Below are 18,450 nucleotides of genomic sequence, written 5' to 3' on the forward strand. Positions count from 1 at the left end.
TAAATTAAAAAGTTATCAAGACCTCGCAGGTTTTTAACACCTTTGAGGTCTTTTTTCATGGGTGAAAATCTTTGAAATCGGTGTCAAAATTTAAATACTTCATTATTTTTACCAGATGATAATTACCGATACACACACTCATTTATATAGTGAAGAATTTAACGACGATAGAGACGCCATGATAAAGCGCGCTATTGCACAAAATGTTTCACGATTTTTTATTCCAGCCATCGATTCAACCTATACTGAATCCATGCTTCAACTAGAAAAAGAGTTTCCTGATCATATTTTTTTAATGATGGGTTTGCATCCAACACATGTAAAAGATAATTATAAGGAAGAATTAAAACATGTAGAGGAAATGCTTGCCAAAAGAAAGTTTTATGCGGTAGGCGAAATTGGTATCGATTTGTATTGGGATAAATCCACTCTTGGTATTCAGCAAGAAGCCTTCAGACATCAAATTAAATTGGCCAAAAAATATAAGTTGCCCATTGTAATTCATAGCAGAGATTCATTCAACGAAATATTTGAAGTGTTAGAAACTGAAAAAAGTGATGATTTATTCGGAATTTTTCATTGTTTCACGGGCACCTTGGAACAAGCACACCAAGCTATTGGTTATAATATGAAGTTGGGAATTGGTGGCGTTGTAACATTTAAAAACGGAAAAATCGATCAGTTTTTAAATCAAATAGATTTAAATCACCTTGTTTTAGAAACCGATTCGCCATATTTAGCACCTGCTCCTTATAGAGGAAAACGAAATGAAAGTGTCTATATATTAAAGGTGTTAGAGAAATTATCAGCTATATATGGCGTATCTTTAGAAGAAATTGCAAACATTACAACTAAAAACTCTAAAGATGTTTTTGGAATATAGTGTAATAAATTGGGGAACTTAAAAAATGAATTCAAAACCAAACATATTATTAATATATACTGGTGGCACCATCGGTATGATAAAGGATTTTAAAACAGGAGTCCTTCGAGCCTTCGATTTTAAGAACCTTTTAGATAAGATTCCAGAACTGCAGTTATTAGATTGTAAGATTGAAACCATCTCTTTTAAAGAACCTATCGATTCAAGTAATATGAATCCGGAATATTGGGTTCAAATTGCCGAAATAATCGAATCAAACTATAAAGCATTCGACGGATTTGTTGTTTTACATGGAAGCGACACGATGAGTTATACAGCGTCGGCATTAAGTTTTATGCTTGAAAACTTAGAAAAGCCTGTTGTTTTTACAGGTTCACAATTACCAATAGGCGATTTACGTACCGATGCTAAAGAAAATCTAATTACGGCAGTTCAAATGGCGTCATTACATGAATATGGTAAGCCATTGGTTCAGGAAGTTTGTTTGTATTTTGAATATAAATTGTATCGTGCCAACAGAACCACAAAAATAAATGCAGAAAATTTTAAAGCGTTTGCGTCCTTAAATTACCCGGAACTGGCAGAATCGGGTGTTCATTTAAAAATTAATTATGACTATTTATGGAAGCCAGACCTAACAAAACCATTTAAAGTTCATAAGCATTTAGACACGAATATTGCGCTCATCAAACTATTTCCTGGTATTTCGTCCACATTTTTAAAGGCTATTTTAAGTACTTCAAGCCTAAAAGCGGTGATTTTGGAGACTTATGGTGCAGGAAATTGCACTAATGCGCCTTGGTTTATTAATCTTTTACAAGAAACTATTGATAGAGGTATTCGTATTATTAATGTCACACAATGCTCGGGAGGAAGTGTTATGATGGGACATTATGAAACCAGTAACCAGCTGAAAACCATGGGGGTTATTTCAGGAAAAGATATCACAACAGAGGCGGCAATAAGTAAATTAATGTATTTATTGGGGCAAAATGTGCCGTTCGAAGTATTCAAAGACAAATATGAATTCGCAATTCGAGGTGAAATGTCATAAAATTAACCTTTAAAATTTTAGCATTCGAAGATTTTTTCGTTATTTGAGCCCCCATAAAATAGTGCAATTAAAAATAAAGAGAGGTGGCCGAGTGGTCGAAGGCGCACGCCTGGAAAGTGTGTATACCTCAAAAGGGTATCGAGGGTTCGAATCCCTTCCTCTCTGCTGTAATTTTTATTTTTATGTTGTATTTTTTTTATATCTTTAACACTTTAATTAACTAATAAAATTAAGATTTAGAACATGAAAAGATTATTTTCTATCCTTGCCATTACAGGAATGATGGTATTTGGAACTGTTAATGCAAATGCAAACACAAACACTGTTACGACAACAACAGTAGCAAGTATGACACAAGATGATACTGCTGCACCAGCAGAAGAACTTGGGTTTCATCAAGAATTAAAAAAGAGGTTTATTGAGGGAGGTCCTGGATTTATGGGGATCGTATTATTATGTTTAATTCTTGGTTTAGCAATTGCTATTGAAAGAATTATCTTTTTAAACCTTTCTACAACAAACACAAAAAAATTAACTAAAGAAGTAGAAGATGCACTTTCTTCAGGTGGTGTTGATGCTGCTAAAGAAGTTTGTAGAAACACAAAAGGGCCTGTTGCTTCAATTTACTATCAAGGTTTAGATAGAACAGATGAAGGTTTAGACGCTGTTGAAAAAGCTGTTGTAGCTTACGGTGGTGTTCAAATGGGACAATTAGAGAAAAACGTTTCTTGGATTTCATTATTTATCGCTTTAGCACCGATGTTAGGGTTCATGGGAACTGTAATCGGGATGATTCAAGCATTCGATAAAATTGAAGCTGCTGGAGATATGCAACCATCACTTGTTGCTGGAGGTATTAAAGTGGCACTTTTAACAACCGTATTTGGTCTTGTTGTGGCAATGATCCTTCAAGTATTTTACAACTATATTATTGCTAAGATTGATAGTATCGTTAATGATATGGAAGATGCTTCTATCACGTTAATGGATCTTTTAATCAGAAACAAAAAGTAATAATTAAAAAAATAAATCATGAATTTACATAAAATACTAAAGTATGTAGCTTATGCTCTTGGTATTATTGGAACGATTTTCGCGTTGCTGATAATAACAGGGTCAGAAGGTATGATTGACAATATTTTATATGTTACTTATGTTGTGCTTTTTATAGTAATTGCACTTATAGTTATATACGTTGTTAAAGGCTTATTTGCTGGTAACATTAAAAAAACCTTAACCACTGTTGGATTATTCTTAGCGGTAATTCTAGTTTCTTATTTAATGTCGTCTGGAACCGATTTAAATCTAGATAAATTAAATGAAAAAGGATTAGGCATTACTGAAGCGATATCTAAAAATGTTGGAGCGGGATTATATGCGTTTTATTTTCTTATTGTAACTGCAATAGTTGCAACCTTTTTATCAAGCGCAAAAAAACTATTAAATAAATAATTATGGCAAAAAGAGCAGCACCAGAAGTAAATGCAGGCTCCATGGCCGACATTGCTTTCTTACTCTTAATATTCTTCTTGGTTACGACTACGATAGAAACAGATTCGGGAATTAACCGTAAACTACCTCCTATTGAAGAGTCTCAGCAAGACGTTATCATCAAGCAAAAAAATATTTTTACTGTGTTATTAAATGGTAAAGATCAGTTACTTGTTGAAGATGAATTAATGGAATTAAAAGATTTAAGAAAGGCAGCCATACAGTTTTTAGATAATGGTGGAGATGGTACTTGTACATATTGTAAAGGAAAAAGAGATCCGAGTTCTTCCGACAATCCAGACAAGGCTGTTATATCATTGAAAAACGAACGTGAAACATCTTATAACATGTATATAGCTGTACAAAATGAATTGGTGGCAGCTTACAACGTATTAAGAGATATTAGAGCACAAGGTCTGTACGGAAAATCGTTCTCAGAAATGGAAGCGAATCTTAACGATGTAAATTGGCCAGGAAATAAAGAAAAGTTAAAGGAGCAACTTGAAAAAATAAAAATAGAGTATCCTCAAAAACTTTCAGAAGTACAATAATTAAAATTTAACACATTAATATGGCTAAATTTAATAAGAAACCAGGAGGCGAGATGCCAGCTATATCTACAGCGTCGTTACCAGATATCGTTTTTATGTTATTATTCTTTTTTATGGTTGCGACTGTAATGAGACAAAACACTTTAATGATTGAAAATAATTTGCCGTTTGCAGATCAAGTTGAGAAGCTTGATAAAAAAGATTTGGTAATGTATATTTATGCAGGAAAACCAAGTGCAAATTACAGAAAGTATGGTACTGAAGCTAGAATTCAGTTAAATGATAAATTTGCTGATGTTAAGGATATTGCGGCATTTATAGCTGCAGAGCGCGCATCGAAAAGAGAAGAATTAATACCATTTTTAACAACTGCTTTAAAAGTAGATAAAAATGCTAATATGGGATTAATAGGAGATATTAAACAAGAATTACGAAAGCAAAATGCTTTAAAGATCAATTACACTGTTAAAAAAGGTAGTGTATTTGGAAGAGATTAGTTTTATTATTCTTAATTTTATAAAAAGGGCGTTTTGTTTTTCAAAACGCCCTTTTTAATTCTTAATTACATGTAATTTTTATTTATCATTGTAAGCTGTTTATCGCGCATAACAATTAGACTACTTAAAAATGAAATTATATTTAAAAATAGTTATTGTTTTACTGAGTGTTCAATGGGCTTTTTCGCAAGAAGAGAGTGCTAAAATAGTCGACTCTTTATACAAAGAAGATCAATTTTATATAGGAGTAACCTATAATTTATTAGGGAACAAACCAAGCGATTTATCGCAAAGTGGTTTTTCTTCAGGAATTCATTTTGGGTTTATTAAAGATATGCCTATAAATGAAAAAAGAAATGTGGCCATAGGAATCGGGTTGGGATATTCTATGAATTCATATAATCAAAATATGCAGGTTCAGGAGCTAGGCGATGGTAGTTATAGTTATGCCATTTTGGATGGCGATACTTACTCAAAAAACAGATTTGCTAGTCATTTATTAGAATTGCCAATCGAATTTAGATGGAGAACATCTACGCCAACCGAATTTAAGTTTTGGCGCATTTATACGGGTTTTAAAATAGGGTATAACATACTTAATGCTTCAAAGTTTAACGGGGATTCTGGAGCCTATAAATTAACAAATATTGATGATTTTAATAAGGTTGAATATGGACTGACCTTAAGTGCTGGTTACAATACCTGGAATATCTATTTTTATTATGGTTTAAATCCTATATTTTCTGATAATGCTGTATTAGATGGCGAGGTTATTAACATGAATGCTATAAAAGTAGGATTGATGTTTTATATTCTATAACCAATACCGAACGAGCAGTAATTGCGGAATCAATCCTATTAACACACCAAAAATGAGTTCTTTATAGCTATGTGCTTTCATGTGTAGTCTTGACGTTGCAATCGCTCCCGTTAAAATACTCATTAGCGCTAATGTTCCCATAATATTAATGCTAAAATGAATACTTAGGTTAATAAAAAACATAAAAACTCCCGAAACAGAAATCATATGAATGCTTGCCTTAAAATTAAATATGGCAAGTATTAAACAGGTCATGCTTGAAATAAGAATGCCAACAAAAAAATAATAGAGTTCAATGAGTTGCGACGGTGATAAAATACGTTGTAGTACAATTAAAATAACTACGCAGTTTAAAATTAATGGATATATGCGCTCTTGCGTGTTTTCTAAATAAATTGAGTTGGCCTTACCCAGAGTTTTGAGTAAAAAGAAAAGTAAAACAGGCAAAATTATGGTTAGAATAAATATTGAAATTATTTTGGCCTGAATAATATCGTAGGGGATAAATCTCGGTGACTTTGAAAAATAAAATAACACCCCTAGTAAAGGCATGATTAATGGATGAAAAATAAACGAGATACTCTTTAAAATGCGATCCATTATATTTTTTTGCGTAATCGAGCCACTGGAATATCTAACTGCTCTCGGTATTTAGCAACGGTGCGTCGGGCAATAGGATATCCTTTTTCTTTTAAAATTTTAGCTAATGTTTCATCGGTTAGAGGTTTTCTTTTTTCTTCTTCCTCTATGACGGTTTCCAGAATTTTTTTAATTTCTCGGGTAGAAACATCTTCACCTTGATCGTTTTTCATCGACTCTGAAAAGAAATCTTTAATTAATTTTGTTCCGTAAGGCGTATCAACATATTTGCTGTTAGCAACTCTAGATACTGTTGAAACATCCATAGAAATTTCATCGGCAATATCTTTGAGAATCATGGGTTTTAAGTTGCGTTCATCACCAGTTAAAAAATAGTCTTCCTGGTATTTCATAATAGCACTCATAGTGATAAACAGAGTTTGTTGACGCTGTTTTATGGCTTCTATAAACCATTTTGCGGCATCTAATTTCTGTTTTATAAAAATAACGGCATCTTTTTGCGACTTCGATTTGTCTTTCGATTCCTTATAGCCTTTAAGCATGTTATTGTATTCGCGCGATACATGTAACTCGGGAGCGTTACGTCCGTTTAGTGTTAGTTCGAGTTCACCATCTACAATTTTAATGGCGAAATCTGGCACAACATGTTCTACAATTCTATTGTTTCCAGAATAGGAACCACCTGGTTTCGGATTTAAATGTTCAATTTCGCGAATGGCATCTTTTAACTGAATTTCTGAGATATCAAACTTTTGAAGTAGTTTATCGTAATGCTTTTTAGTGAATTGTTCAAAAGCATTATCAATAATATCGATAGCTAATTCTACGTCTGGTGTTTTTTCTTTTCTGTGTAATTGAATGCTTAAACACTCTTGTAAATCTCTCGCTCCAACCCCTGCTGGATCTAATTGATGTACTATTTTTAGAACTTTTGCAATTTTTTCTTCGGTGGTATAGACGCTTTGTGTAAATGCGAGATCGTCCATAATATCTGCTAGCGTTCTTCTTATATAGCCACTTTCATCGACGCTACCTACCAGGAATTCAGCAATTTCGTATTCTTCTTCGTCTAACCTATAGGTGTTTAATTGGTTGATTAAATGTTGTGTGAACGATGTTCCGGCAGCATAAGGCATCGTTTTTTCTTCATCGTCGCTACTATAGTTATTGGCTTGTGTACGATAATCTGGAATTTCGTCGTCACTTAAATATTCATCTACATTAATCTCGTCGTTACCTATCGTCTCGCTATCTTCATATTGGTCGTCTGTATTATCAAAATCAGAATCGAAGTCATTTTCCATGGCTTCATTTCCAGATTCGAGTGCTGGATTTTCTTCTAATTCTTGTTTTAAACGCTGTTCAAAAGCTTGCGTTGGCAACTGAATCAATTTCATTAATTGAATTTGCTGCGGCGACAGTTTTTGCGATAATTTAAATTGTAAATGTTGTTTTAACATAAATTGATTAATAGTAAAGAATGAGTTTACTAATTTGTTACCAAGATACTAATGTTTTTTAAAATTCTGCGTTTTGTGGTGTTCTTGGAAACGGAATAACATCTCTAATATTACTCATTCCGGTGGCAAACATAACCAAACGCTCGAATCCTAGGCCAAATCCTGCATGTACGGCGGTGCCAAATTTACGTAAGTCTAGATACCACCAAAGCTCTTCTTCAGGAATGTTAATGGCTGCCATTTTTTTCTTTAATACCTCTAAACGTTCTTCACGTTGGGCTCCACCAACTATTTCGCCAATACCTGGAAATAGGATATCCATAGCGCGAACCGTTTTACCGTCGTCGTTTAAGCGCATATAAAACGCCTTAATGTTTGCAGGATAATCAAATAAAATAACCGGGCATTTAAAATGCTTTTCTACTAAGAAACGTTCGTGTTCACTTTGTAAATCGGTTCCCCATTCGTTTATAATATATTTAAATTTCTTTTTCTTGTTAGGTGTACAATCGCGCAATATTTCTATGGCTTCGGTGTAACTAACACGTTTAAAATTATTATCGGTTACAAAGTTTAATTTTTCAATTAAACTCATGTCGCTTCGTTCGTTTTGAGGCTTCGTTTTATCTTCATCTTGTAATCTGGCGTCTAAAAACTCTAAATCTTCGCGATTATTTTTAAGAATATATTTTAAAACATATTTCATAAAATCTTCGGCTAAATCCATGTTTCCTGCTAGATCCATAAAGGCAACTTCTGGTTCAATCATCCAGAATTCTGCTAAGTGACGCGATGTATTCGAATTTTCTGCCCTAAATGTTGGTCCGAAAGTATAGACTTTACCTAAAGACATGGCATAGGTTTCGGCTTCTAACTGACCAGACACGGTTAAATTGGTTTCTTTTCCGAAGAAATCTTTAGAATAATCTACTTCGCCTTCTTTGTTTAAGGGTGGGTTTTTAGCATCTAAGCTAGTTACTCTAAACATTTCGCCAGCACCTTCCGCATCGCTACCCGTAATAATTGGGGTGTGGACGTAATAAAAACCGTTATCATTAAAATATTTATGAATAGCAAAAGATAGCGCAGAACGTAAGCGCATTACGGCGCTAAAAGTATTGGTGCGCGTTCTTAAATGGGCATTTTCGCGTAAAAATTCAAACGAATGTTTTTTAGGCTGAATAGGATACGTTTCTGGGTCTGAATCGCCTAAAACTTTTAATTGTTGAACTTGAATTTCAACTTTCTGACCTTTACCCTGACTTTCTACAAGTAATCCTTTAACATGAATGGCAGCGCCTGTTGTGATGCGTTTTAGTAGCGCTTCTTCAAAATTTTCAAAGTCTACTACACATTGTATATTATTTAATGTTGAGCCATCATTTAAAGCGATAAATCTATTTGCTCTAAAGGTTCTAACCCATCCTTTTATTTCTACTTCGGGCATCACAATGTCTTGTGATAATAAATCTGAAACAGTACGTGTCTTCATTTAAATCAATTTTTAAAATGTAAAGATAAAGGTTTCAGTGCTGAAAAATCAAAAACCAAATTCTAAAAATTGATATAATCTGGAATTAATTATAAGATTAATTCGTCTGATTCATCATCTTCCGGAATAATATTGATAGCAGGCTCCTTTAAGACTTCTTTATTAGCAATACTTCGTTCTAAAGATAATAGTAACGAAGGCAACAATAAAAGGTTTGATAGCATAGCGAATAAGAGCGTAATTGATACTAAGGCGCCCAAGGCCACGGTGCCTCCAAAACTAGAAATTGTAAATACAGAAAAGCCGAAAAATAACACGATGGAGGTATAAAACATACTAACGCCGGTTTCGCGTAACGCCCCATAAACAGAGACTTTAATTTTCCAGTTATTTGCGAGCAGTTCTTGCCTGTATTTGGCCAAAAAGTGAATGGTGTCATCAACCGAAATACCAAACGCAATACTAAACACCAATATGGTTGAAGGTTTAATAGGAACCCCTAAATAGCCCATTAATCCTGCTGTGACCAATAGCGGAATTAAGTTTGGTATCAACGAAATAATTATCATTCTTCCAGACCTAAACATATAAGCCATAAATAGTGCAATTAGAAAAATAGCCAGCGATAAGGAAATAACAAGGTTTTTAACCAAATAGGTGGTTCCTTTTTGAAACACAATCGCTTTTCCGGTCATCGTTACGGTATAGCGGTCTTTCGGGAATAATTTATCAACTTTTTCAAGAATATTTTCTTCTATGCGTTCCATTCGATCGGTTCCAATGTCTTTCATAAAAGTGGTAATACGCGCATATTGCCCAGTACTATCCACAAAATTTTTAAGCAAATCTACATTTGAAGTAGAATTTTTTGCGTACGATAAAATAAAGCTGTTTTCCTGAGAAGTGGGTAACTGATAAAAATTGGTATTTCCGTTATAGTAGGCCTGTTTGGAGTATTTAACTAAATCGACTACAGAAATAGGTTTAGATAATTCGGGAGTTTCATTAATTAACTGCTGCAACTCGTCCATACGCTTTAAAGTAGAAAGTTTCATCACGCCTTGTTTACGGTGCGTGTCAATCATAAACTCTAAAGGCATAATGCCATTAAATTCTTGTTCAAAGAAACGTATGTCTTCAAAAAACTCTGTTTTCTTCGGCATGTCTTCTATTAAACTACCCGAAATTTTTATTTGATAAATACCGATGATGCTGGCAATTAATAACACCAAAGCCGTCGTATAAATGGCAATACGTTCGTGTTTTACCATGCGCTCTATCCATGTTACAAAGCCACCAATCCAACGCTTATTTAAATGCTCTAAATGTCTGTCTTTCGGATAAGGCATAAAGCTGTAAATAATTGGAATAATAAGTAAACAAAGAATAAATATGGCCAAAATGCTTAACGACGCCACAATACCGAACTCTTTTAAAAGCGTGCTTTCGGTTAAAATAAAGGTTGCAAAACCAGATGCTGTCGTAACATTGGTCATTAAAGTGGCATTCCCAATTTTGGTAATAACACGTTGTAACGATTTTACTTTATTACCATGTAATTTTACTTCGCGCTGGTATTTATTTATTAAAAAGATACAGTTAGGTATACCTATTACAATGATTAACGGCGGAATAAGGGCCGTTAAAACGGTTATTTCGTAGTTTAAAGCACCAAGAATACCCAGCGTCCACATTACTCCAATACAAACTACTACAAGCGAAATAAGTGTAGCTCTGAAAGACCTGAAAAAGAAAAAGAAAATTAAAGAGGTTACTAATAACGCAGCGAGTACAAACCAGACAATTTCATCTACAATTAATTTGGCGTTTAGCGTTCTTATATAGGGCATACCAGATATATGAACATCTAAATTGTTGACCTCTTCAAAGTTTTGAATGGTTGGTATTAGATTGTCAATTACAAAATCTTTCCTTACAGAAGTGTTAACAATGTCTTTTTTAAGATAAATAATTGTTCGAATTGTTTTAGTTTCTTTATTGAACAAGAAATTATCATAAAATGGGTATTTATTAAAAAGTTCATCTTCAAGAATATCTATTTGTTTTAAAGATGAAATAGAATCTTTAATAAAAGGTTCTAGTGTAAATTTTTGGTTAGCGTTGTCTTTAACCAATTTCTGAAGATCTTTAACCGAAATAACGGTTTCTACTTCTTTATATGTTTTAAATTTGTCTGAAAGTTTATTCCAGGCATTTAGTTTTTTTACGGTTAATAAACTGCTGTCTTTAACACCAATTACAATTAAATTGCCTTCTTCGCCAAACTTCTTTAAAAAGTTGTTGTATTCAATATTTACTTCGTGGTCGTCGGGTAAAAGATTAGCTTCGGTATGCGTAAAGCGCATGTTTCCCCATTGCGTACTAAATAAAAATGTGATAAGGACAATGGTTATAAGGATACCTATTTTATTTCGCAAAATTAACCTTGCGATAACGTCCCAAAAATCTTTTGTAAAAAGTTTTAACATGGCTTAAATAAAAGTTGGGCAAAGGTAGAAAAAACAAGGGTATTACCTCATAAAGTCAAGTTAAATGTAAATTTAAAGGCAACATTATCACCAAATTCGGGTAAATGATAGGCGCCATAGCGGTATGTAAAGCTTAATCCGAAGCCAAAGACCAATTTATTTATTTCGAACCCAGATTCGGTATACCCTTTTTCTAAAGATCCAAAAGTAACATTTTGGTGTTTTTCGGTATGGTTAACATCGCCTAAAGCGTAACGCGTAATTAAAACAAGTTGCGGTTTAAAGCGCTCGGTGAAATGAAATGGTTTTATAAAATGTTTTAACTGAAAGGTTGTGAATTTATCGGAGAAAAACTCGTTAAAAAACATGGTTTCAAAGCTGTTAATACCAGCCACCGAAAACCGTTGCATAATGGTTTCTTTAGTTATGTTATTCGGGTAGGCGTGGTATAAATGCGTTAATGGGATATCGCCACTAGCAACGCCACCAACCAAAGTTATTTCGGAAATGTTTTTATTTTTATGTGAAATTTGATGAATGGTTCGGAAGTCTATTTTTGAAAAGCTTAAATCACTTTTAAAAACATCGGTAAAGCTTTTGGTATACTGAAGCGTAATAATTGGAAATTCACTTTTGTTTGATTCTGAATCCATTAGAGGATTATATTGCACAGCAAATTTAGCGGTGCTTAAATCGAATGCATTAAGTATGCCTTCATCTGAAACATAGCTGTAGTTATAGGTGGGCTGAATAGCGCTTACTGCAAACTCAGATTGTGTAGATACACTTTCTGATATCCTGTGTTCTACTGCTATGGATTTTGAAATTATTTTATGAAATAAATCAATGTTCAACAAGCGTGGTTCAAAAAATTGAAAAAACCGTTTGTCTGTTAAAAATTTGGTGCTTCCTGTTTCTTGTAGATCGTCTGTATACGACACGCTCACCCAGGTATTGCTTTTTTCGGCCACCAGATAGCTTCCGCCTACGCTATATTTATACCGACGATCTCTAAAACCATAAACGCCATAACTGTTAATTCGAAATTTTTTAGAAAAGGCATCGTTGTAATCCCGCCAATACCAGTTCTTATTCCTTCGTATTGGTTGTATTTTATTAAATACCTTAAATCGAAATTAAAGTACTTGGTTGTTAAAAACCCGTTACCAAGTTGTTTAACAAATTCTTTTGTTTTTATGGAATCTTGTACGGGATCTGAAGAAACCTCAATAGAAGATTGAGCCTTTACAATAGTGGCATGAAGAATAATTAAAAAAATAATATAACGTTTATACATGCACACAATACAAAGTAACTTTATTAAAAAAAAGCGACCTTTAGTCGCTTTAATACTTATACCGTCATAATTTCCTTTTCTTTTACTTCGAAAAGGTCATCAATCTTTTTAACGTATTTATCCGTTAATTGTTGTACGTCTGTTTCGGCATTCTTTTTTTGATCTTCAGAGGCGTCGTCTAATTTTTTAATATCGTTATTCGCTTCTTTTCTGGCAGATCTTACACCAATTTTAGCGTCTTCGGCTTCGGCTTTTGCTTGTTTTGCCAATTCGCGTCTGCGCTCTTCGGTTAATGCAGGTACATTAATAATGATGGTTTCACCATTATTCATTGGGTTAAAACCTAAATTAGCAATCATGATTCCGCGTTCAATTTCCTGTAACATTTTCTTTTCCCATGGTTGTACGGTAATAGTTCTACCATCTGGGGTATTCACATTTGCTACTTGACTTAATGGTGTTTGAGAACCGTAGTACTCTACCATAACGCTTCCTAACATGGCAGGACTCGCTTTTCCTGCACGAATGTTAACAAATTGCTTTTCTAAATGCTTAATAGCACTATCCATTGCTTCTTTAGCGGTGTCTAATATAAATTGTATGTCTTCGTTCATTGTATTAAACTTTTTTGTCAATCACTTATTCAAAAATTAAGCCAGAGTTTAGATGTTTACTTCGGTTCCAACATTTTCTCCAGAAACAACTTTCAGTAAATTTCCTTTTTTATTCATATCGAAAACTATGATTGGAAGTTGGTTTTCCTGACTTAATGTAAAGGCTGTTGTATCCATAACTTTTAATCCTTTGCGCAATACATCATCAAAAGAAATAAAGTTAAATTTAATAGCTTTGGCGTCTTTTTCTGGATCTACGTTGTAAATACCATCTACACGCGTTCCTTTTAAAATAACGTCGGCTTCAATTTCAATAGCACGTAAAACGGCTGCAGAATCTGTAGTAAAATAAGGGTTTCCAGTACCTCCACCAAAAATTACAACGCGTCCCTTTTCTAAATGGCGCATCGCTTTACGTCTAATAAAAGGTTCTGCTACTTGGTTGATATGTACGGCCGATTGTAAACGGGTTGGTAATCCGGCATCTTCTAAAGCACTTTGCAATGCTAATCCGTTTATTACGGTTGCCAACATACCCATGTGGTCGCCTTGTACACGGTCCATACCATTACTTGCGCCTGCAACACCTCTAAAAATGTTACCACCGCCAATAACAATGGCTACTTGCACGCCTAAATCTGTGATGGCTTTAATATCTTGAGCGTATTCAGATAAGCGTTCTGGATCGATACCATATTGGCGATTTCCCATTAAGGCTTCACCCGATAATTTTAAGAGTATTCTTTTATATTTCATCTGTCGATGTTAATTGTTTTTTAATGGTCAGATGTTACATCCAAATAAGCATTTCTATGTATGAGAAAAATTTAGAGATGGATGTTTCATTTGTTAGTTTACAAAGGTTGTGCAAAACTACATAATTTTTTGCTGTTTACCGAGGTACTAATTATCAAAAAATATCATAACAAAAAAACCACTACATCTATACTAGAGTAGTGGCTTATTTTATAAGGATTTCTTTTTACAGAAATTTATTATCCTAATGCAACACGTTTAAAACCTGTAACAGCAACATCACCGTAAGACTTAACGTATTTTGCAACGTTAATTTTGTCGTCTTTAATAAAGTTTTGATCCAATAAACATTGTTCTTGGTCTAAAGTTGTGTTATCTGAAATAAAACGCTCTAATTTTCCTGGTAAAATTCTGTCCCAGATTTGTTCTGGTTTACCTTCAGCTTTAAGTTCTGCTTTTGCAGCTTCTTCAGCTCTTGCTAATACTTCTGGCGTTAATTGCGCCATAGAAATGTATTGAGGAACATTTTTAAGTGTTTTACCTAAACGTGCTAATTCTTCGTTGTCTTTTTCAATTACAGCGATTCTAGCTTCTAATTCTGATGCGATGAATGCAGGGTCAAAATCTTTGTAAGATAATGTAGTAGCTCCCATTGAAGCAACTTGCATTGCTACATCTTTTGCTAAAGTTTCAGCATTTTTTACGTTAGCAGATAATCCTACTAAAGCTGCAATTTTATTAATGTGAACATAGCTTCCTACGTAAGGGGCTTCTAATTTTTCAAAAGCAGTGATATCTAATTTTTCACCAATAACACCAGTTTGCTCGATTAATTTTTCGGCAACCGTAATACCACCAAAATCGGCAGCTAAAAGTTCTTCTTTTGTGTTATAGTTAAATGCTAAATCGGCAAATTCGTTAGCTAAAGCAATAAAGTTTTCGTTTTTACCAACAAAGTCTGTTTCGCAACCTAATACAATTGCAACACCAACCGTATTATCGGCGTTTACTTTTGCAATGGCAGCACCTTCAGAAGATTCGCGGTCTGCTCTGTTAGCAGCCACTTTTTGTCCTTTTTTACGTAAAACGTCGATAGCTTTGTCGAAATCGCCACCAGCTTCAACCAACGCTTTTTTACAATCCATCATTCCTGCACCAGTAGCTTGTCTTAGCTTGTTAACATCTGCTGCTGTAATTTTTACTGTAGATTCCATATATTTTTTAAATTTAAAAAAGTCGCTCAAATATTCCTGTAAAGAAAATAATTAAACGACTTGTTTGTATTGTGAAATTGTTAATTATTCTTCCTCGTCGGTAACAATCGCTTTAGAAGCACGTTTTTTTGTTGGTGCAACTACAACGTCGTCATCATCTTGGTCTGTGTCTTTGTCTGCTTTTCTATCTGCTAAACCTTCAGCGATAGATGCTGTTACATGAGACAATACTTTGTCGATAGATTTAGAAGCGTCATCATTCGCAGGGATAACATAATCAACTTGACGTGGATCTGAGTTGGTATCTACCATTGCAAAGATTGGAATGTTTAATTTTTGAGCTTCTTTAATAGCGATGTGCTCACGTTTAATATCAACTACAAATAATGCACCTGGTAAACGTGTCATGTCTACAATAGAACCTAAGTTTTTTTCTAACTTCGCTCTTAAACGATCTACTTGTAGACGTTCTTTTTTAGATAAAGTTTGGAAAGTACCATCTTTTTTCATTCTATCAATCATAGCCATTTTCTTAACAGCTTTTCTAATAGTAACAAAGTTGGTTAACATACCACCTGGCCATCTTTCTGTGATGTAAGGCATGTTAATAGTTCCTGCTTTTTCAGCAACAATATCTTTTGCTTGTTTTTTTGTAGCAACAAATAAAATTTTACGACCAGAAGCTGCAATTTTAGCAAGTGCTGCTCCAGCTTCTTCAATTTTAGCTGCTGTTTTGTAAAGGTTAATAATATGGATGCCGTTACGCTCCATATATACGTAAGGAGCCATGTTTGGATCCCACTTACGTGTAAGGTGACCGAAATGTACACCTGCTTCAAGTAATTCTTTTACTTCTACTGCCATTTTGTAATAGTTTACGTTCTGTTGAATTAGCAATGTTCCTTTGGGCTTTTTTGGCTTTAGGCTTCATTTAGATGCTAAACTAAATCCTGTTTTTTAGAACTAGGACAACAATAACTGAGTTAATTTTTTTTGTTTAAAATTTGTTTTCATAAGATGCTTCGACTGCGCTCAGCATGACATAAGAAAAAACAAATTTCGAGAATAATATTAACGTTTAGAGAACTGGAATTTCTTACGCGCTTTTTTCTGACCGAATTTTTTACGCTCTACCATTCTTGGATCTCTTGTTAATAAACCTTCTGGTTTAAGAGTAAGTCTGTTTTCTGCATCTAATTCGCACATTGCGCGAGAGATAGCTAAACGAACAGCTTCTGCTTGACCAGTGATACCACCACCTAATACGTTTACTGTAATATCAAAGTTGCTATCATTGTTAGTCATAACCAAAGGTTGCTTTACTTTGTACTGTAAAGTTGCAGTTGTAAAGTAAGCAGCTATGTCTTTTTTATTAATCGTGATGTTCCCAGTTCCTGGGGCAACATACACACGAGCAACAGCCGTTTTTCTACGGCCAATTTTGTGAATTACGTCCATTATTTGAATTCGTTTAGGTTAATTGCTTTTGGTTTTTGTGCAGCATGTGCGTGCTCTGAACCAACAACAACGTTTAAATTACGGAATAAATCTGCACCTAATTTGTTTTTAGGTAACATTCCTTTTACTGATTTTTCAACTACTCTTGCTGGATCTTTTCCAAACAATTCGGTAGCAGTTAAACTTCTTTGACCACCTGGATACCCTGTGTGACGGATGTACGTTTTATCGTTCCACTTGTTTCCGGTTAAGTTGATTTTTTCTGAGTTGATAACAATTACGTTATCGCCACAATCAACATGTGGTGTGAAGCTAGGTTTGTGTTTACCTCTTAAAAGTTTTGCAACTTTTGAAGCTAAACGACCCAAAGATTGACCTTCAGCGTCAACTAAAACCCACTGCTTATCTGCAGTAGCTTTATTGGCTGAAACGGTTTTGTAGCTTAATGTGTCCACGTTATTAATTATTTTTTATTAAACATTCCTCTCTCAAAAAGAGTTTGCAAATGTACGATAATCTGTTTGATTACCAAACAGTAAACAGGAAATTTTAATTTGAAGCGAATGTGTTGAAAATTAGAGTCTTTAAAATTGAAGGGGATTGTATGCATTAAGCATCAAAAACCAGCTTTAATGCTCTTAAAAAACGATTCTTAAAGGAATCGTTTTTTTTAATAATATAATCGGGGTTGTTTTTTGATAGTTTTAATCAAGAAATCGGCAATATTCCTGTTTTTTAGAAAGAAAAAACTAACACTATTATAGGTAAAGTAAATTAAATAGGGGCTTTTGGTTATGTTATTTGCCCTGTTAAGCCGCTTTTTGTCGGTGCTTATATTTTCTTTTTGCTGTGATTACCCGATATCTAAAATCGTCGTAGAACAAACTAGATAATAAAAATACAGCGGCAAAAATTAGCGTGTTTAATTTTAAATCAATTTTAGAATATAAAAATCCACCAATTAGTCCACCTGCAAAAAAGAATGAAATAATATTAATACGTAACTTAATGTTGGCGATTAACTTGTCTCTGTGTTTATGGAGCTTGGGGAAGAATAATTGAGAAATATCTATGCCTAAATCTGTAAACAGACCCGTTAAATGGGTGGTTCTAACTACGGCATTCGAAATTTTTGTTACAAACGAGTTTTGTAATCCCATGGCAAATAGTAGTAAGCAAACAATAAGGTTGGGCGATTGTATTGCAATAAAATTGCTTACAAGCGCGATGGCTATTAAAATTATAGCTTCAATTATTGTTGGAAGTGTAAAAATGTTGAGTTGTTTACTTTCGTTATATTTCTCAATAAGCAAGCTGGAAAAAAATGAGCCGAATAAAAATGAAAAAATATATAAAAAGTAAATTGTGCCTTTCCAAAATTCGAAATTAGCCACATCATTAATAAATAGAGCAAAATGACCCGTTACGTTTGTAGTAAGTTGTTTAAAAGATAAAAACCCGGTAACATTTACTATACCTGCCACAAAAGAAAGCACGGTGGCAATGCGCAGATTGTGTTTTAAAGTCCTGCTTTTACCTTGATGTCTAAACATTTTATTGGCATATCTTGGGGTTTACAATTCGCTGAAATTACAAGCAACTAATTTAGTAAATAAAACCGACCCCACCGGCTGGCAGGGAAGTATAAAGTTTTAAAAGACTTAAGATATTTTTTTCAAGGCTTCAATAATTTCATCGGGCTCTGAACGCGTTTGTCTTGTCCTGAAATATGGCTACAGGTTAAAATTGAATTTACGCTGTTAATTTATATACC

The 18,450-nt window shown here is 33.9% G+C and carries 20 protein-coding genes and 1 tRNA gene; 8 read left to right on the forward strand and 13 right to left on the reverse strand.

Features of this window, described 5'->3' with window-relative positions; translation table 11 throughout:
• Positions 1-115 precede the first annotated feature (115 nt).
• The 8 genes from ACFQ0I_RS04860 (at position 116) to ACFQ0I_RS04895 (ending at position 5,296) form a co-directional block, all read left to right on the forward strand.
• A complete protein-coding gene (locus ACFQ0I_RS04860) occupies positions 116-883 on the forward strand; it encodes a TatD family hydrolase (RefSeq protein WP_379939890.1) in 768 nt (255 codons plus the stop codon).
• Positions 884-908: 25 nt separating this feature from the next.
• Positions 909-1,937, forward strand: coding sequence for an asparaginase (locus ACFQ0I_RS04865; protein ID WP_379939892.1), 1,029 nt, complete (start codon positions 909-911; stop codon positions 1,935-1,937).
• Between the two features lie 77 nt (positions 1,938-2,014).
• Positions 2,015-2,102 (forward strand) — tRNA-Ser (locus ACFQ0I_RS04870).
• A gap of 78 nt (positions 2,103-2,180) precedes the next feature.
• Complete coding sequence (locus ACFQ0I_RS04875) at positions 2,181-2,951, forward strand: MotA/TolQ/ExbB proton channel family protein (RefSeq protein WP_379939894.1); 771 nt, start codon at positions 2,181-2,183, stop codon at positions 2,949-2,951.
• Between the two features lie 18 nt (positions 2,952-2,969).
• The gene (locus ACFQ0I_RS04880) at positions 2,970-3,389 is read left to right on the forward strand and encodes a hypothetical protein (RefSeq protein ID WP_379939896.1); all 420 of its coding nucleotides are present in this window, start codon (positions 2,970-2,972) and stop codon (positions 3,387-3,389) included.
• Between the two features lie 2 nt (positions 3,390-3,391).
• On the forward strand, positions 3,392-3,979 hold the full coding sequence (locus ACFQ0I_RS04885) for an ExbD/TolR family protein (protein ID WP_379939898.1): 588 nt from the start codon (positions 3,392-3,394) through the stop codon (positions 3,977-3,979).
• A 20-nt stretch (positions 3,980-3,999) separates the two neighbouring features.
• Positions 4,000-4,476: an ExbD/TolR family protein gene (locus tag ACFQ0I_RS04890; protein WP_379939900.1), complete on the forward strand. Its 477-nt coding sequence runs from the start codon at positions 4,000-4,002 to the stop codon at positions 4,474-4,476.
• A 130-nt stretch (positions 4,477-4,606) separates the two neighbouring features.
• On the forward strand, positions 4,607-5,296 hold the full coding sequence (locus ACFQ0I_RS04895) for a porin family protein (protein WP_379939902.1): 690 nt from the start codon (positions 4,607-4,609) through the stop codon (positions 5,294-5,296).
• Here the strand turns inward: ACFQ0I_RS04895 and ACFQ0I_RS04900 are convergent.
• The 13 genes from ACFQ0I_RS04900 to ACFQ0I_RS04960 all read right to left on the reverse strand — a co-directional run bounded on the left by ACFQ0I_RS04900 (position 5,291) and on the right by ACFQ0I_RS04960 (position 18,229).
• A complete protein-coding gene (locus ACFQ0I_RS04900; RefSeq protein ID WP_379939904.1) occupies positions 5,291-5,896 on the reverse strand; it encodes a hypothetical protein in 606 nt (201 codons plus the stop codon). The genes ACFQ0I_RS04895 and ACFQ0I_RS04900 overlap by 6 nt on opposite strands.
• Entirely contained in the window at positions 5,896-7,356 is a 1,461-nt protein-coding gene (rpoN, locus tag ACFQ0I_RS04905) for an RNA polymerase factor sigma-54 (protein WP_379939906.1), read from the reverse strand. Before rpoN ends, ACFQ0I_RS04900 begins: the two co-directional genes overlap by 1 nt.
• A gap of 58 nt (positions 7,357-7,414) precedes the next feature.
• Positions 7,415-8,848 (reverse strand): asparagine--tRNA ligase, encoded by a 1,434-nt coding sequence (gene asnS / locus ACFQ0I_RS04910; protein ID WP_379939908.1) that lies wholly within the window; start codon positions 8,846-8,848, stop codon positions 7,415-7,417.
• An 89-nt stretch (positions 8,849-8,937) separates the two neighbouring features.
• A complete protein-coding gene (locus ACFQ0I_RS04915; RefSeq protein ID WP_379939910.1) occupies positions 8,938-11,337 on the reverse strand; it encodes an efflux RND transporter permease subunit in 2,400 nt (799 codons plus the stop codon).
• A gap of 47 nt (positions 11,338-11,384) precedes the next feature.
• A complete protein-coding gene (locus tag ACFQ0I_RS04920; RefSeq protein WP_379939912.1) occupies positions 11,385-12,308 on the reverse strand; it encodes a hypothetical protein in 924 nt (307 codons plus the stop codon).
• Positions 12,309-12,322: 14 nt separating this feature from the next.
• Positions 12,323-12,634, reverse strand: coding sequence for a hypothetical protein (locus tag ACFQ0I_RS04925; protein ID WP_379939914.1), 312 nt, complete (start codon positions 12,632-12,634; stop codon positions 12,323-12,325).
• Positions 12,635-12,690: 56 nt separating this feature from the next.
• Positions 12,691-13,248: a ribosome recycling factor gene (frr, locus tag ACFQ0I_RS04930; RefSeq protein ID WP_379939916.1), complete on the reverse strand. Its 558-nt coding sequence runs from the start codon at positions 13,246-13,248 to the stop codon at positions 12,691-12,693.
• A 48-nt stretch (positions 13,249-13,296) separates the two neighbouring features.
• Complete coding sequence (pyrH, locus tag ACFQ0I_RS04935) at positions 13,297-14,004, reverse strand: UMP kinase (protein WP_379939918.1); 708 nt, start codon at positions 14,002-14,004, stop codon at positions 13,297-13,299.
• A gap of 239 nt (positions 14,005-14,243) precedes the next feature.
• Positions 14,244-15,218 carry a translation elongation factor Ts gene (gene tsf / locus ACFQ0I_RS04940; RefSeq protein ID WP_379939920.1) on the reverse strand — a complete coding sequence of 325 codons (975 nt, stop codon included), beginning with the start codon at positions 15,216-15,218 and terminating at the stop codon, positions 14,244-14,246.
• An 84-nt stretch (positions 15,219-15,302) separates the two neighbouring features.
• On the reverse strand, positions 15,303-16,082 hold the full coding sequence (gene rpsB, locus ACFQ0I_RS04945; RefSeq protein ID WP_379939922.1) for a 30S ribosomal protein S2: 780 nt from the start codon (positions 16,080-16,082) through the stop codon (positions 15,303-15,305).
• 207 nt (positions 16,083-16,289) lie between these two features.
• A complete protein-coding gene (gene rpsI / locus ACFQ0I_RS04950; protein ID WP_379939924.1) occupies positions 16,290-16,676 on the reverse strand; it encodes a 30S ribosomal protein S9 in 387 nt (128 codons plus the stop codon).
• Complete coding sequence (gene rplM, locus ACFQ0I_RS04955) at positions 16,676-17,131, reverse strand: 50S ribosomal protein L13 (RefSeq protein ID WP_379939926.1); 456 nt, start codon at positions 17,129-17,131, stop codon at positions 16,676-16,678. Before rplM ends, rpsI begins: the two co-directional genes overlap by 1 nt.
• 354 nt (positions 17,132-17,485) lie before the next feature.
• Positions 17,486-18,229, reverse strand: coding sequence for a YoaK family protein (locus ACFQ0I_RS04960; protein ID WP_379939928.1), 744 nt, complete (start codon positions 18,227-18,229; stop codon positions 17,486-17,488).
• Positions 18,230-18,450 lie beyond the last annotated feature (221 nt).

This window comes from Mariniflexile aquimaris (genome assembly GCF_042676825.1).
GTDB lineage: Bacteria > Bacteroidota > Bacteroidia > Flavobacteriales > Flavobacteriaceae > Mariniflexile > Mariniflexile aquimaris.